The following is a 14,818-nucleotide window of genomic DNA, read 5'->3' as shown; positions in this document are numbered from 1 at the left end:
GCACCGAAACCGGTCGACATGACGCGGCGGCGCTGTCTCTCAGTTCGCCCCGCCCGCGGACAGCGGCCCGTAGTACCAGGAGGCGGTCACGCCTCCGTCGGCCAATACATCGGTGCCGTTGATGTAGCCGGCCTCGGGCCCCATGAGGAAGCCGGCCAGCGCGGCGATCTCATCGGGCGTGCCGGCGCGCCCGGCCGGGGAGAACTCGAGCTGCTTGCGGTAGCCGGCGCCGCGCGGCCCCTCGAGCTCGTCGCGCGCGAGCGGCGTAATGACGATGCCGGGGCTGATGGAATTGATGCGGGCACCGCGCTCACCCCAGGTGACGGCGTTGGCCCGCACGCGCAGGCCGTTGGCACGCTTGGACATCTGGTAGGCGTGCAGGGTTGAAGTCACGGCGCCCTCAGCGAGCATGGGCAGTGCGAGCAGCTCGTCCACGGGGGTGGTCGCCAGCAGGGCGTCCTGCTCACGGGTGAGCGCGGGCATGCGGTAGCCGGACTGGCTGGAGATGACGACGCCGGAGCCGCCCGGGGCGATGACCTTGCCGAATTCCTCCAGCGCGACGGCGAAACCGTACAGGTCTACCCGCAAAATAGTGGGGATGTCGGCCTGCGACGGCGACACTCCGCCGGCGAGGATGACGCGGGTGACCGGCCCGAGTGAGGCGGCGTGCTCCGTAAGGGCCCGGATGGAGGCGGGATCGGCCAGGTCCGTCGTCGTCGCCTCGGCGCTGTAACCGGCGTCGAGCAGCTGCTCACGGACCTTCTGTGCGTTCTCCAGCCGCAGGTCGGCGACGACGATGTGGCCGCCGTTGGTGACGCGGCGGGCGATGGCGGTGCCGATGGCTCCGGCACCAAGCAGGACAGTTACGGGACGTTGTGTACTCATGGCATCGATTGTTGACCCGGTGAGCCGCTGCCGCTAGCGACTGGGCAGGCAGTGTCAAAGGGGGTCTGGCTGTGCCCCTGTAACCGCCTCTGTGCCGTGGCGGTAGCCCTCCTGGAGGAGCGCGGTGCACGCACCACCATGTCGACCGGTCTCGGTGCGTTACTTGTGCCGGTCTCGGTGCGTTACTTGTGCCGGTCTCGGTGCGTTACTTGTGCCGGTCTCGGCGAAGGGGTGGGCGGCGCAGAAGAGGAGTAGGGGCCAGAGGAGTAGGGGCCAGAGGAGTAGGGGCCAGAGCGCTAGAAGAGGGTGGGCTGGGAGGGGGCGGCGGATTCGATCCAGGCGACCAGCGCGGAGTGGGAGTCCTCCACCATGGCCAGTTCGAAGCGCTCCCCGCGGTACTTGCACGGCACGTCCACCACGTGCCCGCCCTGGCCGCGGTGGTGCACCGGGCCGAGCTCAAGGTCATCGCGCCTGAAGCGACGACGGCGACGCAGCCCGAAGGAGACAAGCCGGTGCCACTCCAGATCGTCGTCGCCGAATACCGCGATACCGCTGATCCAGCGCGCACTTCCCTGCGGGCGCAGCGCGCATTCGAAGGACCCGACCCGCCCGGCCAGAAAACGCAGCCGCAGGAGAAAACCTCCGGTGAGGGCGATGACCACTAGCGCCACGGCGACGACCACTTCCCACACCGGCATGTCTCCCCCTCAGTCCCGCATGCCTACGCCCGGAATCACGATTGTCTCGGCCAGGACGTCGCTGACGGTGACGTCGGAGTCGGTGGTCTCCGCGCCAGCGGCATCCGCCGCCACGGTGACCACATCCGCATAGACGGAGCAGAATCCGCCGGCCACCGGCACGTTGACTTCCTGACCGCCGTCAGCCGGGGCGATACGCACGTCGCCACGCCCGAGCACCGCCAGGATCGGCTGCCTCCCGGGCAGCACGCCGAGCTCGCCGTCGGGCAGCGGCACCGAGACCCGGGTGGCCCTACCCGCCCAGGCCTCGCCCCCGTAGCGGGAGACCACCTCCACTTGAAGCATGCGTTCACCGGGCATATCAGGCATCCGCCATCTCTGCCGCGCGGCGCTCAAGATCCTCGATGCCGCCGATGTTGAAGAACGCCTGCTCGGGCAGGTGGTCGTAGTCGCCCTCGGTGATGCGGCGGAAGGCCTCGATGGTCTCCGCCAGCGGTACCGTGGATCCGGGCACGCCCGTGAACTTCTCCGCCATGTAGGTGTTCTGGGACAGGAACTGCTCGATACGCCGCGCCCGGCCCACGGTGACTTTGTCCTCCTCGGAGAGCTCATCCACGCCGAGGATCGCGATAATGTCCTGCAACTCCTTGTTCTTCTGCAGGATGGACTTCACGCGGGTGGCGACGTCGTAGTGCTCCTGGCCCACGTACTGAGGGGCGAGCAGCCGGGAGGTGGAGGCCAGCGGGTCCACCGCCGGGTAGATGCCGCGGGAGGCGATGTCGCGCGACAGCTCCGTGGTGGCGTCCAGGTGGGCGAAGGTGGTGGCCGGGGCGGGGTCGGTGTAGTCGTCGGCGGGCACGTAGATCGCCTGCAGGGAGGTGATGGAGTGGCCCCCGGCCGAGGTAATGCGCTCCTGCAGCTGACCCATCTCATCGGCCAGGTTGGGCTGGTAGCCGACGGCCGACGGCATGCGGCCCAGCAGGGTGGAGACCTCCGAGCCGGCCTGGGTGAAGCGGAAGATGTTGTCGATGAACAGCAGCACGTCCTGGTGCTGGACGTCGCGGAAGTACTCCGCCATGGTCAGCGCGCTCAGCGCCACCCGCAGGCGCGTACCCGGTGGCTCGTCCATCTGCCCGAACACCAAGGCGGTCTTGTCGAAGACGCCTGCCTCCTCCATCTCACCGATCAGGTCGTTGCCCTCACGGGTGCGCTCGCCGACGCCGGCGAACACTGACACGCCGCCGTGGTTCTGGGCGACGCGCTGGATCATCTCCTGGATCAGGACCGTCTTGCCGACGCCGGCACCGCCGAACAGGCCGATCTTGCCGCCCTGCACGTAGGGGGTGAGCAGGTCGATGACCTTGATGCCGGTCTCGAACATCTGCTCCTTGGGCTCTAGCTGCTCGAAGGCCGGCGGCTGGCGGTGGATGGGCCAGCGCTCGCTGATCTCAAGGCGCTCGCCCTCGGTGAGGTTGAGCGCCTCACCGGTCACGTTGAAGACGTGCCCGAGGGTGGCGTCTCCGACCGGCACGGCGATCGGGGCGCCAGTGTCGCGCACCTCCGAGCCGCGCACGAGCCCGTCGGTGGGCTTGAGCGAGACGGCGCGCACGATGTTGTCGCCCAGGTGCTGGGCCACCTCGAGGGTGATCTCATGGGCGACGTCGCCCTCACCGGTGGCGTTTACGGTCACCTTCAGCGCGTTGTACATCGCCGGGATCGCGTCCGGCGGGAACTCGACGTCGACGACGGCGCCGATGATCCGGGTGACGTGCCCGATGGCGGGGGTGTTCCCTTGGGGAGTCGTGTCGGTCATGATGCGTTCTTCCATCCGTTCTGCCAGAAGCTGCGGTGGGCGGTGGGTGAGTGGCTTTGATGCGCGGGTACGCCGGGCGTCATGTGCCGGGCCGCTATTGCGAGCCCAGGGCGTCCGCGCCCGAGACGATCTCGGTGATCTCCTGGGTGATGTCTCCCTGGCGGGCGGCGTTGGCCAGGCGGGTGTAGGTGGCGATGAGGTCCTCGGCATTGGACGTTGCCGTGTGCATGGCCTGCTGGCGGCTGGCCAGCTCGGAGGCGGCGGCCTGCAGCAGGGCGTTGCGGATGCGGCTGCGCACATAGCGCGTTAGCAGGGCATCCAGGACGGCATCGGCACTGGGAGTGAACTCGTACAGGGGTCGGGCTCCGGTCCGCTCGGCCCGCACGCGCTCGACGTCGGGGGCCAGGTCCTCCCGGTTCAGCTCGCCGGGGCCGTCCACGTCCACGACTTTAAGCGGCAGCATGCGCCGCACCTCTGGCACCTGGGAGACCATTGAGACGAAGCGGGTGAAGACGATGTGCACCTCCGCCACGCCGCCGGCCTCCGGGCTGGACAGGAAGTAGTCCAGCATGACCGTGGCGACCTCCTCGATGGAGGAGTCACTGGGCCGGTCGGACTCACCGGTCCAGGAGAACTCCACGGGGCGGCCGCGGAATGCGAAGTACGCCGCGGCGCGCCGCCCGTAGGTGAACAGCACCGGCTCCTTGCCGGCGTCGACCAGCTGCTCGATCAGCCGCTCGGTCTCCCGCAGGATGGTGGCGGAGTAGGCGCCGGCCATGCCGCGGTCGGAGGTGAGCACGAGGACGGCCACCCGATTGGTGTCCTCCCGCTCCCGGGTGAGCGGGTGGTCCAGGGCGGCGTGCGTGCCGACGGCGGCAACCGCCTGGCTCAGGGCGTGGTCGTAGGGGCCGGCCTCCTGGGCGTTATTGCGTGCGGAACCGATCCGGGAGGAGGCGATCAGCTCCATGGCCCGGAAGACCTTCTGCAGCGTCTGGGTGGACCGGATACGCTGCTTGTAGATGCGCTGGTTCCCTGCCACGTCGGTCAGCCCCTCTTGACCACGATCTGCTCGGCGGTGTGCTCAGCAGGCACCTCTTCCTCAGGCGCCTCGACCTCGCCGGAGAGCATGCGCCCGCCGGCCAGGTAGGTGGTGCGGAAGGACTCCACGGCTTGGCGCAGCGCCGCCTCGGTGTCCTCGTCCAGGCGGCCAGTGGTCCGGATGGTGTCCAGGATGTCGGTGTTGCGACGCAGGTGGTCCAGCAGGCTGCGCTCAAAGGGCAGCACATCGGCGACGTCGAGGTCATCGAGGTAGCCGTTGGTGCCGGCCCAGACGCTGGCGACCTGGTCCTCCACGGCGTAGGGGGTGAACTGCGGCTGCTTGAGCAGCTCCATGAGCCGCTCGCCGCGAGTCAGCTGCTGGCGGGTCGTGGCATCCAGGTCGGAGGCGAACATGGCGAAGGCCTGCATCGAGCGGTACTGGGCCAGCGTGATCTTCAGCGTGCCGGCCACGCTCTTCATCGCCTTGATCTGGGCGTCCCCACCCACGCGGGAGACCGAGATGCCCACGTCGACGGCGGGGCGCTGGTCCGCGTTGAACAGGTCGGACTGCAGGAAGATCTGCCCGTCGGTGATGGAGATGACGTTGGTGGGGATATAGGCGGACACGTCGTTCGCCTTCGTCTCGATGATGGGCAGGCCGGTCATCGAGCCGGCCCCCAGCTCGTCGGAGAGCTTGGCGCAGCGCTCCAGCAGCCGGGAGTGGAGGTAGAAGACGTCACCGGGGTAGGCCTCGCGGCCCGGCGGACGGCGGAGCAGCAGGGACACGGCACGGTAGGCCTCCGCCTGCTTGGACAGGTCGTCGAACACGATCAGCACGTGCTTGCCACCGTACATCCAGTGCTGGCCGATCGCGGAGCCGGTGTAGGGCGAGAGGTACTTGAAGCCGGCCGGGTCGGAGGCCGGGGAGGCCACGATCGTGGTGTACTCCAGGGCGCCGCGCTCCTCCAGCGTGGCGCGCACGGAGGCGATGGTGGAGCCCTTCTGGCCGGTGGCCACATAGATGCAGCGCACCTGCTGGTTCGGGTCCCCGGTCTCCCAGGCTGCCTTCTGGTTCAGGATCGTGTCCAGGGCGATGGCGGTCTTGCCCGTCTTGCGGTCGCCGATGATCAGCTGGCGCTGTCCGCGGCCGATCGGGATCATAGAGTCGATCGCCTTCAGGCCCGTCTGCAGCGGCTCGTGCACGGACTTGCGGGCCATCACGCCGGGGGCCTGCAGCTCCAGGGCGCGGCGCCCCTCGGCGGCGATCTCACCGAGCCCGTCGATGGGGCGGCCCAGCGGGTCGACGACGCGGCCGAGGAAGGCATCCCCCACCGGAACCGAGAGGACCTCTCCGGTGCGGTGCACGACCTGGCCCTCGTCGATTCCCGAGTAGTCCCCCAGGATGACCACACCGATCTGGCGCTCGTCCAGGTTCATGGCCAGGCCGGCGGTGCCGTCCTCGAAGGTGAGCAGCTCGTTGGCCATCGCCCCCGGCAGCCCCTCCACCTGGGCGATTCCGTCTGCGGCGAAGACCACGTGCCCGATCTCCTCGGCCGCCACCTGCGCCGGCCGGTAGGAATCGACGAACTCCTCCAGGGCGGAGCGGACGTCCTCCGCTGCGATGGTCATGTCAGCCATCTGTCGTCTCCTTCGCGTTTGGCTTGCTGCTTTGCTCGCAGCGGTTCATTTGGCTTGTGCATGCGGAATCCGTCCCTGCGACCTGCGTCATCCGGTCAGACTGCCGCGCAGTTCCGCGAGCGAGTGGCGCATGGTGCTGTCCATGACGAGGTCGCGTACCACCACCCGCACGCCGCCGATGACCTCCGGATCCACTTCAAGGTTGAGCTCCACGTCGAATCCCAGCCGGCGGACCAGGATCGCGCGCAGGCGGGCCTGCTGCGCCGTCGTCAGCGGCACTGCCGTGACGACGTCGGCGATGACCCGGTTCTGCATGCCGGCGGCCAGCTCCGTGACGCGCCTGAGGTTGTAGGGCACCCCGCCTACCGCGACCTCCGGCTGGTGCCGCACGCACCAGGCCACCAGGGTCATGGCGGGGTGGGAGATGCGCGAGGCGAACAGGCGGTGTGCCAGGCGCACCCGCGCGTCAGTGCTGGTGCGGCGGGCCGGCTCCAGCGCCTGGCGGATCTCCCGGTTGGCGGCGACCTCCCGGGCGACGGCGAAGACCTCCTGCTCGACGTCGTCGAGGGTGCCGCCGGCCTGCGCCCCGGACAGGATCGCCTGGATACCCAGGTCGTGCAGCGCACTGATCAGGTCGACGGCCCGCGACCAGCGGCCGCGCACCATCCCCTGCAGCAGCTCGACGACGCGCTCATCCGCACGCCCGGTGAACAGGCGGGCGGCCAGGGCGGCCTTGTCCTCCGGCTCCCGGTTGGGATCGGTCAGGGGGCCGCGCAACGGGTTGGAGGCGATCTCGTGGGCCACGGCGAGGATCTGCTCGCCGAGCTGCTGCCCCTGCGCCCCGGCGGCGGCCAGGACGGGCGCCCAGGCCTCCTCGGTGAGCGCACGGGTGGCTGAGGTGCCGGCTTTCACCGGACTGCCCCCGCCCGCGCGGACCAGGCGGGACTGACCGGCTTGTGCTCGAGCTCGTCGAGGAAGCGGTCGATGACCCGTCCGGACAATTCGGCGTCGGCCAGGTGCTCGCCAACGAGCTTCTCCGCCAGGTCGGTGGCCAGCAGGCCGATGTCGGAGCGGAGCGAGATCTGGGCGGCCTGCTTGTCGGCCTCGATCTGCCGCTCGGCGGACTCCATGGCGCGGCCGGCCTCGCCCGCGGCCTCGGCACGGGCGTCGGCGATGATCTTGTCCGCCTCCGCCTGCGCCCGCTCCCGGATCCGGGCCGCCTCCAGGCGGGCGTCCTCCACCAGGCGGGTGGCCCGGGCCTCGGCGTCGGACTGCTCCTCCTTGGCCCTCTCCGTCAGCGCCAGGCCCTCCTCGATCTTCGCGGTGCGCTCATCTAGCACGGCGTTGAAGCGCGGCAGGGCGTACTTGACCAGGACGACGGCGATGAGCAGGAAGCACAGCGTGCCCCACACCAGATCAGCCAGGTGCGGCACGAACAGGAAGATCCCCTCGGGGGCCCCGGAGGCCGCCGCCACGAGCGTACCGACTGACATCTTGGCCACGACCATCAGCTGAAGACGAAGCCGGCGGCGAACCCGAGCAGACCGAGCGCCTCAATCAGGGCCGCGCCGATGAACATGTTGGTGCGCAGGACGCCGGCCACCTCGGGCTGGCGGGCCGTGGACTCCTGGGTCTTGGCCACGACCATGCCGATACCGAGGGCGGGACCGACGGTGGCAAGGGCGTATCCGATCGTCGCGATAGAACCGGTGATTCCCATGTGGTTTCTCCTCGTGTTGGTGGGTGCCGAAACGTGTTACTGGACTGGTTGGTGGACTGGGTCTTGCTGGATTGGGGCTGCGGCTGGGTTCAGTGCATGTGCACCGAGGACTCGATGTACACGGCGCTGAGCAGCGCGAAGATGTAGGCCTGCAGGGCGGCGACGAAGGCCTCGAACAGTATGAAGACGATACCCGCCGCGAAGGTAATCGTGCCCAGGACCTTCAACTGCGCCGTCGCGTAGACGAACAGCGCGTTGGTGGCCAGGAAGCACAGCGATAGCAGCAGGTGTCCCGAGATCATGTTGGCCATGAGACGCACCGTCAACGTCAGCGGCCGGAGCACGAAGGTTGACAGGAACTCCACCGGCACGATCAGGGGGTAGAGGAACCCGGGAACGCCGCTTGGTACGAGCGAGCCCTTGATGAACTTGCCCGCCCCGTTGGCGCGTATGCCCGCGTAGACGAAGGCGATGTAGGAGACCATGGCGAACACGAGGGGCATGCCGACCACGCCGGTGGAGGCGATCTGCAGCCCGGGCAGGATGCCGGAGATGTTCAGGAAGAACACGCCCAGGAAGATCGTGGTGATGATCGGAGCGTACCGGGCGCCGTACTTCTCCCCGAGGATCTCCACCGCGATGTTCTTGCGCACGAACTCCAGCAGCATCTCCAGCACGTTCTGCATGCGCCCCGGCACCACCTTGGCGCGGGCCGCACCTATCCCGAACAAGGCCACCAGCACCAGGGTCATGATGATGCGCACTAGCATGACCCGGTTGAGTTCAAAGGGTGTGCCCACCAGCGCGAAGGCCTCGGGGTAGAAGTCGTCGAGCGAGGGGGGCTCGAATCCGCCTCCGTCGCTCGCCGGCGCGATGACGGCCAAGCCGGCCGCCAGGCTCGAGCTCGTTGTCACCGGACCTCCTCGGGAACGATTAAGGACTTAGAGGCTCCGTAACGCCGCCAGGGCAACCGGTACGGGCACCTAGCGGTCAGGTTACTCCCCTCTAGGGCACACAACCCTACCTGCATTCGGCCCCGACCGCACTTCACCGGGGTCGGCCGGATCAGGTGTCCTGATCCGGCTCGCGACCGCCGGAGGGCGCATGGCTGCCGGATCCGAGCGAGACCACCTCCACGCCGGTGACCCCCAGCAGTGCTGCGGCGAAGGCGCTGAAGAACCAGCCCGGGGCAAGTGCGTCCCGGTGCGGCCCGAGCACCAGTACCACCCCGATCATCACCAGCACCTTCCCGGCGAAGGACGCCATCACGCCGGCCGAGGCCAGCATGGGGAACCGGTCCCAGGGAACGAGCAGGGCGACCACGGTAATGGCGGTCAGCAGCCCTCCGGTCAGCGCGCCCCAGGCGGCCCCGGACCAGGCGGCGCCGCCCGCGACTCCACCTGCGATGAGCGCGGCAGCCGCGATCACGACGCCGGTGCACGCAACGCGCACGGCCGTGCGCCGGAACAGGGATCGGTGCTGCATGCGGCGCGGTACTCGCTGCGGTGTCTTCGGCACTGCCGGGCGCCCTTGGCTCAACGTCGGCCTCCCGCACCGTGGCGGGCGCGCACGCGGCGCGCGCCCAGGCCCCGCATCCACGCCTGCCGGACGCCGGGCATCAGGTCAGCGGTGACCACCAGGGCAATGCCGACCCCCGCGATGCTTCCCACCAGCACCCAGCGCAGCGGGAAGAAGGCCATGGCCGCCACGGAGTACGCGGCCACCGCCGCCCACACGTACATCACCAGCACGGCGCGGCGGTGCGAGTGGCCGGCGGCGAGCAGCCGGTGGTGCATGTGCATGCGGTCGGGGTGGAAGGGGCTGTGGCCGGCCCGGGCACGGCGCACGATCGCCATAATCATGTCCATCAGCGGCAGCAGCAGCACCGCCAGGGGGATTAGCACCGGCAGGAACACGGGCACCGCCGTCGGCCCCTCCAGTATGCCGGGGTCGATCTGCCCGGTGACGATGATCGTGCCGGCCGCGCTGATCAGGCCCAGCTGCATGGATCCGGAGTCGCCCATGAAGATGGTGGCCGGGTGGAAGTTATGGGGCAGGAAGCCCAGGCAGATGCCGATCAGGGCCGCCATCACCGTGGCCGCCAGGGAGGTGTAGGACTCCGGTGAGGTGTGGCGGGTGAGCACGTAGATGTACAGGAAGAAGGCGGAGGCGCCAATGCCGATGATGCCCGCGGCCAGACCATCCAGGCCGTCGACGAAGTTGACAGCGTTGATCACCGCCAGCACCACGATGATGGTGGAGAACAGGGACAGCCGCGAGGAGCCGAGCGTCAGACCGCCTACGGGGAAGGTGATCAGCTGCACTCCCTGCCAGGCCATGATGCCGGCAGCCAGCACCTGTCCAACCAGCTTGGTCATCCAGTCCAATTCCCACAGGTCGTCGATCACGCCCAGGAGGCACACCAGTCCGGCGCCCAGCACCACCGCCCAGGCGGAGGAGTCGATGACATTGGACAGGTAGGGCACCCGCGAGGCCATCACCATCGCCGTGGCGAAGCCCGCGAACATCGCCACGCCTCCCAGCCGCGGGATCGGGGTGGCGTGTACGTCCCGCGCCCGCACCGGGGTGAGGGCGCCGGCGACCAGGGCGAGGTGACGCACGATCGGCACGGCGACATAGGTGACGGCCGCGGCGACCAGCAGTACCAGCAAATAGACCTTCATGCGCCCGCGCCCTCCAGCTGCGCCCGGGTGATGGCGCCCTCACGCAGCAGAGCCGGGGACTGCGCCCGCGCGCCGGCCAGGGAGATGATCGTGGAGGGCACGGATCCGGGAGTGGGGCCGCCGTCGAGCAGGCGGATCTGTGTGGGCACCGCCCCGGTCGCGCCCGGCCGGGGCGCCCCGGCGACGTCGACGACGCGGCCGGGGAAGGCGGCCCGTACCCCGGCGGCGTCGGTGGCCGGGGGCCTGCCCGTGGCATTGGCACTGGTCACCGCCATTGGGCCCGTGGCGCGCAGCACGGCCAGGGCGAGGGGGTGATCGGGCATGCGCACGGCGATTGTGCCCCCGGTATCCCCCAGGTCCCAGCCGAGGCCGGGCGCGGCGTCGAGCACGAGGGTGAGCGCTCCGGGCCAGAAGGCCTCCATAAGCGCGCGGGCGGCATCCGGAATGCGGGCGACGATACCGTCGAGTCGGCTGGCATCCGCAACCAGTACGGGCGGCGGCATGGCACGGCCGCGTCCCTTGGCGGCCAGTAGGCGGGAGACGGCGGCCGCGTCGTCGGCGCGCACACCCAGGCCGTAGACCGTGTCCGTGGGCAATGCGAGGATCCCACCGGCGGCGACGTGTGCAGCGGCCCTGGCGATCTGCTCGGGCATCGAGTCCGAAGGGGCCTGCTGTGTCACGGCCGTCATCCTCGCACGATTCACCCGCCCACGCGCGCACGCACCGTAATGCGTGTGGATGTTGAGTCCGAGCGGTCACCCGCCCACGCATCTCGGTAACGTTCAGCGCTTGGCCGAATGCCTGTCAGCGGTCAAGGCGGCATACCAGATCAAGGCAATGCCGAGAATCGACTGGAGCATGAATACTACGCACGGGAACATGAACGGAATGATTTCAGGCAATAACGCCTGAATCAGGAACAGCACCGCGCAGTCGAAGAATATGAAGCCCATCAGCAAGGTGGCGTTCGCACAGGCAGACTGGATCTGATACCAGTCCTCCTCGGAGCGGTAGGCGCGGGGGATGCGCACGCCCGCGAAGGAGTTCGGCTTGAGGGTGCCTCGCTTCATCTTGATGCCGATGATGGTGACCGCGAGTCCGCCTGTGGCGCACACAACCGCCAACAGCAGGCTCGCCAGGAAGTCCGCCATGTCCTCACCTCGTTCTACCCAGGGCACGACTCCTGTGGAACAGATCACAGTTTACCATCAGCCGGGTCGCCTACACGATGCGGCGTGCGGCCGCCCAGCGGGTGAGCTCGTTGCGGTTGGACAGCTGCAGCTTGCGCAGCACGGCGGACACATGCGTCTCCACCGTCTTGACCGAGATGAACAGCTCGGCGGCGCACTCCTTGTAGGTGTAGCCGCGGGCGATCAGTCGCATGACCTCCCGCTCGCGGGCGGAGAGCCGGTCCAGCTCGGAGTCGGCCACGGCCACCTCCCCCGCCCCGGCGCCGAAGGCGTCCAGCACGAAGCCGGCGAGCCGCGGGGAGAAGGCGGCGTCCCCGGCGGCCACGCGCCGCACCGCCTGCGCCAGGTCAGTGGAGGAGATGGCCTTAGTGACGTAGCCGCGGGCGCCGGCCCGGATGACGCCGACGACGTCCTCGGAGGCGTCGGAGACGGACAGGGCCAGGAAGCGGGTGGTGGGCACGTCCCGGCAGGCGGTGACAACCTCGGCCCCTCCCCCGCCGTTGCCGCCGGGCAGGTGCACGTCCAGCAGGACGACGTCGGGGGTCAGGGCGTGGACGGCGGCGATGGCGCCCTCGACGTCGTCGGCCTCGGCGACCACCTCCAGGTCGGGGGCATCGGCGGCGAGCTCGGCACGTACCCCGGCGCGGACCAGGGCGTGGTCGTCCACCACGAGCACACGCAGCGAGGGCTGCGGGCCGGCGGACTGGTTTGCGTCGGAAGAGTGGGTCACGGGAGCTCCTGGTTCTGGGTGCGGATGAACGACTGCGATTGACGCGGTCGGTGGTACGGGGTCAGTGGACAGGGGGAGGCCCGGCCGGGGCGGCGGGTGGTGAGGACACGGGCGGGTAGGCCGGCGTGGACGGTGAGGGCGCCGTCTTCAGGGACAGGTGCACCTCGGTGCCGGATTCACGACGGCGGACGCTGGCGTGTCCGCCATGGCGCTCCATGCGGCCAATGATCGACTCCTTGACGCCGTGACGGTCGGGGGCCACCTCGGCGAGGTCGAAGCCGGCGCCGTGATCGCGGACGAACACGTCCAGCTGGTTGGCGGTGATCTCCGCATAAGCGCTCACCGGCGGGGCGCCGTGGCGTACGGCGTTGGACAGGGCCTCGCGGGTGGCGGCGATGACGATCTCGGTGTCCGGGTCCGGGGGCCGGTCCCCCACGACGACGAGCTCGACCTCAACGCCATGGCGGTCCTCGATCTCGGCGGCCAGGTCGCGCAGGGCGTCCGCCGCGGAGGTGGCAGCCTCGGGACGGTCGGTGTACAGCCAGGCACGCAGCTCGCGCTCCTGGGAGCGGGCCAGGCGGGCCACCGTCTCGGGGTCGTCGGCACGCTTGCGGATCAGGGTCAGGGTCTGCAGCACGGAGTCGTGCAGGTGCGCGGCGATGTCGGCGCGCTCGGCCTCACGGGCCTCGGCGGCGCGGGTGTCCGACAGGGCGCGGTTGGTGCGCAGCCACAGGGGCGCCAGCACCAGGCCGATGCCGAGTACGAGGGCACCGCCGGTCAGCGCGCCGGTGAGCAGCACCCGCGGCGGGGTGTCATCCCCGATCCACAGCAGGATGCCGACGGCGGCGAGCACGACGCCCCCGGCCAGGCGCAGGATGGTGCCCGATTCCCGGGTCGGTCCGGTCAGCGCGTCCGCCTGGGACCAGGCCAGCGCGGCGCCGGCGGCCACCAGCACGAGCGGCAGCAGCCAGCCGGCGCCGCCGGAGAAGGCGCCCTGCCGCCAGGCGGCTAGGAGCGCAGCTGCAAGCAGCAGGGCCGCCCCACCCGCCATCCCGCGCATCCTGGGGGTCAGCAGTGGCTGGTCTGCGGCATGTCCGGCCAGCCGAGACGCCAGGCGGGCGCGCGCGGGCGGCAGGGGCGCGGGGCGAAGGGGATCACCGGTGGGCACCAGCGCCCACAGCAGCAGGTACAGCAGGGCGCCGGCACCGCTGGAGACCGTCAGCACCATCAGCGCCAGGCGCACCGCGCCCACCGGCAGGCCCAGGTGGGCGGACAGTCCGGCGCATACGCCCGCGAGCGCACGCGAGGGGCAGGGAGGCTGGGCCCGGCGGGGCGGGCGGCGCAGCGGCGGGCGGGGCGAGGCGGTCGCGCCCGCTCCCGACGCCTGTGCCGGTGCCGACGTCGGGAATGAGGCCGACGCGAGCAGATTCCCGTGCCCGGACACGGGAGGCACGTCGGCGGCCGCTGAGGTCATGGCCCCATGGTGGCACGGCGGGGCGGCCCGAAGTGGGGGCGGTGCCGGAAATCAGGGGATACTCGTGACCGAATCGGGGACGGTTCAGGGGAGGTCCCCATCGCGCGTTGCGGGCCGCGCCACGGACCATGGAGGCATGAGTGAAGTGCCCCCTCCCGACCCGCAGGCCCGCCCCACAGGCCCCGTTCCCCCGCCACGCCCCCACGGCGGCCCGGTGCCGCCGCGCCCGGCGGCAGCCGGATTCTTCGACTCGCTGCGCCGCACCGGACTGGTGCGCACCAATGAGCGTTGGATCGGCGGCGTCGCCGGCGGACTGGCCCGCCGACTCGGCCTGGACCCGACCCTGGTGCGCTGCGTGTGGGTGGTACTTTCCATCTTCAGCGGCCTGGGGCTGGTGCTGTACGGACTGGGGTGGGCGCTCATGCCAGAGGAGTCCGATGGCCGCATCCACCTCGAGCAGGCCCTGGTCGGCGACTTCGACGCCGGGTTCGCCGGGGCCGTGGCGACCTTCGTCTCGGGCTGGGTGCTGCTCGACCACGGGTTCATCCCGTCCTGGTACATCACCGGCTGGGTTGGTGCGGGCTATTACGACCTGTTCTGGTCCGTGGTCGGAAGCTGCCTGGTGCTGGGAGTCGTCTACCTTATCTACCGCGCGGTTCGGCGTGAGCGGCGCCAGCCGCCCGCGTCCTTGGGGGAGGCCGGGCCCTGGGGGACGACGGCGCCCGGAGCGCCGTACCCGGGGGCGCAGCAGCCCGTGACGCCAGCGTCTGCCGCAGGCCGCGCCGACCCGAGTACGACGGGTCCGCGCCGCGTTCCCGCCCCCACTGCGGGTTCCGGCCCGGCGCCGGCTTCCGCCCAGGCGCGGCCCGCGTCGGCGCAGGCGGCTCCCCCTGGTGCCGCCGGACCGCAGCAGGCCACGCAGGCACCGGCCGGCCCAGCGCGGGGCAC

General features: G+C 70.2%; 17 protein-coding genes. 1 reads left to right on the top strand and 16 read right to left on the bottom strand.

Annotated features, from left to right (window positions below; all coding sequences use genetic code 11):
• Positions 1-39 precede the first annotated feature (39 nt).
• From GZ998_RS04550 to GZ998_RS04475, 16 genes are all read right to left on the bottom strand, one after another.
• The gene (locus tag GZ998_RS04550; protein WP_219109167.1) at positions 40-885 is read right to left on the bottom strand and encodes an SDR family oxidoreductase; all 846 of its coding nucleotides are present in this window, start codon (positions 883-885) and stop codon (positions 40-42) included.
• A 296-nt stretch (positions 886-1,181) separates the two neighbouring features.
• Complete coding sequence (locus tag GZ998_RS04545; protein ID WP_161924637.1) at positions 1,182-1,583, bottom strand: DUF2550 family protein; 402 nt, start codon at positions 1,581-1,583, stop codon at positions 1,182-1,184.
• 9 nt (positions 1,584-1,592) lie between these two features.
• Positions 1,593-1,952: a F0F1 ATP synthase subunit epsilon gene (locus tag GZ998_RS04540; protein ID WP_374939158.1), complete on the bottom strand. Its 360-nt coding sequence runs from the start codon at positions 1,950-1,952 to the stop codon at positions 1,593-1,595.
• The gene (atpD, locus tag GZ998_RS04535; RefSeq protein WP_219109166.1) at positions 1,945-3,396 is read right to left on the bottom strand and encodes a F0F1 ATP synthase subunit beta; all 1,452 of its coding nucleotides are present in this window, start codon (positions 3,394-3,396) and stop codon (positions 1,945-1,947) included. Before atpD ends, GZ998_RS04540 begins: the two co-directional genes overlap by 8 nt.
• Positions 3,397-3,490: 94 nt before the next feature.
• A complete protein-coding gene (locus GZ998_RS04530) occupies positions 3,491-4,435 on the bottom strand; it encodes a F0F1 ATP synthase subunit gamma (RefSeq protein WP_162679873.1) in 945 nt (314 codons plus the stop codon).
• Positions 4,436-4,440: 5 nt separating this feature from the next.
• Positions 4,441-6,072, bottom strand: coding sequence for a F0F1 ATP synthase subunit alpha (atpA, locus tag GZ998_RS04525; protein ID WP_219109165.1), 1,632 nt, complete (start codon positions 6,070-6,072; stop codon positions 4,441-4,443).
• An 87-nt stretch (positions 6,073-6,159) separates the two neighbouring features.
• Positions 6,160-6,984 carry a F0F1 ATP synthase subunit delta gene (locus GZ998_RS04520; RefSeq protein ID WP_162679875.1) on the bottom strand — a complete coding sequence of 275 codons (825 nt, stop codon included), beginning with the start codon at positions 6,982-6,984 and terminating at the stop codon, positions 6,160-6,162.
• A complete protein-coding gene (locus GZ998_RS04515; RefSeq protein WP_162679876.1) occupies positions 6,981-7,580 on the bottom strand; it encodes a F0F1 ATP synthase subunit B in 600 nt (199 codons plus the stop codon). Before GZ998_RS04515 ends, GZ998_RS04520 begins: the two co-directional genes overlap by 4 nt.
• Entirely contained in the window at positions 7,580-7,786 is a 207-nt protein-coding gene (gene atpE, locus GZ998_RS04510; RefSeq protein ID WP_136193469.1) for an ATP synthase F0 subunit C, read from the bottom strand. The genes GZ998_RS04515 and atpE overlap by 1 nt, the downstream gene beginning before the upstream one ends.
• Positions 7,787-7,881: 95 nt before the next feature.
• On the bottom strand, positions 7,882-8,706 hold the full coding sequence (gene atpB, locus GZ998_RS04505) for a F0F1 ATP synthase subunit A (protein WP_219109164.1): 825 nt from the start codon (positions 8,704-8,706) through the stop codon (positions 7,882-7,884).
• Between the two features lie 151 nt (positions 8,707-8,857).
• Complete coding sequence (locus GZ998_RS04500) at positions 8,858-9,277, bottom strand: hypothetical protein (protein WP_219109163.1); 420 nt, start codon at positions 9,275-9,277, stop codon at positions 8,858-8,860.
• A 50-nt stretch (positions 9,278-9,327) separates the two neighbouring features.
• Positions 9,328-10,476, bottom strand: coding sequence for an MraY family glycosyltransferase (locus tag GZ998_RS04495; protein WP_162679878.1), 1,149 nt, complete (start codon positions 10,474-10,476; stop codon positions 9,328-9,330).
• Positions 10,473-11,165: an L-threonylcarbamoyladenylate synthase gene (locus tag GZ998_RS04490; RefSeq protein ID WP_219109162.1), complete on the bottom strand. Its 693-nt coding sequence runs from the start codon at positions 11,163-11,165 to the stop codon at positions 10,473-10,475. Before GZ998_RS04490 ends, GZ998_RS04495 begins: the two co-directional genes overlap by 4 nt.
• A 93-nt stretch (positions 11,166-11,258) precedes the next feature.
• A complete protein-coding gene (locus GZ998_RS04485; protein WP_219109161.1) occupies positions 11,259-11,627 on the bottom strand; it encodes an SdpI family protein in 369 nt (122 codons plus the stop codon).
• Positions 11,628-11,697: 70 nt separating this feature from the next.
• Complete coding sequence (locus GZ998_RS04480; protein ID WP_161924646.1) at positions 11,698-12,396, bottom strand: response regulator transcription factor; 699 nt, start codon at positions 12,394-12,396, stop codon at positions 11,698-11,700.
• A gap of 61 nt (positions 12,397-12,457) precedes the next feature.
• Entirely contained in the window at positions 12,458-13,870 is a 1,413-nt protein-coding gene (locus tag GZ998_RS04475; protein WP_219109160.1) for an ATP-binding protein, read from the bottom strand.
• Positions 13,871-14,006: 136 nt separating this feature from the next.
• Between GZ998_RS04475 and GZ998_RS04470 the strand changes: the two genes are divergently transcribed.
• Positions 14,007-14,818: PspC domain-containing protein (locus GZ998_RS04470; RefSeq protein WP_219109159.1), on the top strand; the 812-nt coding region annotated here is incomplete at its 3' end.

It is taken from the genome of Actinomyces sp. 594, assembly GCF_019325145.1.
Lineage (GTDB): Bacteria > Actinomycetota > Actinomycetes > Actinomycetales > Actinomycetaceae > Actinomyces.
The sequence above is the reverse complement of the archived record's forward strand: the minus strand, read 5'-3'. Positions and strand labels throughout refer to the sequence as shown.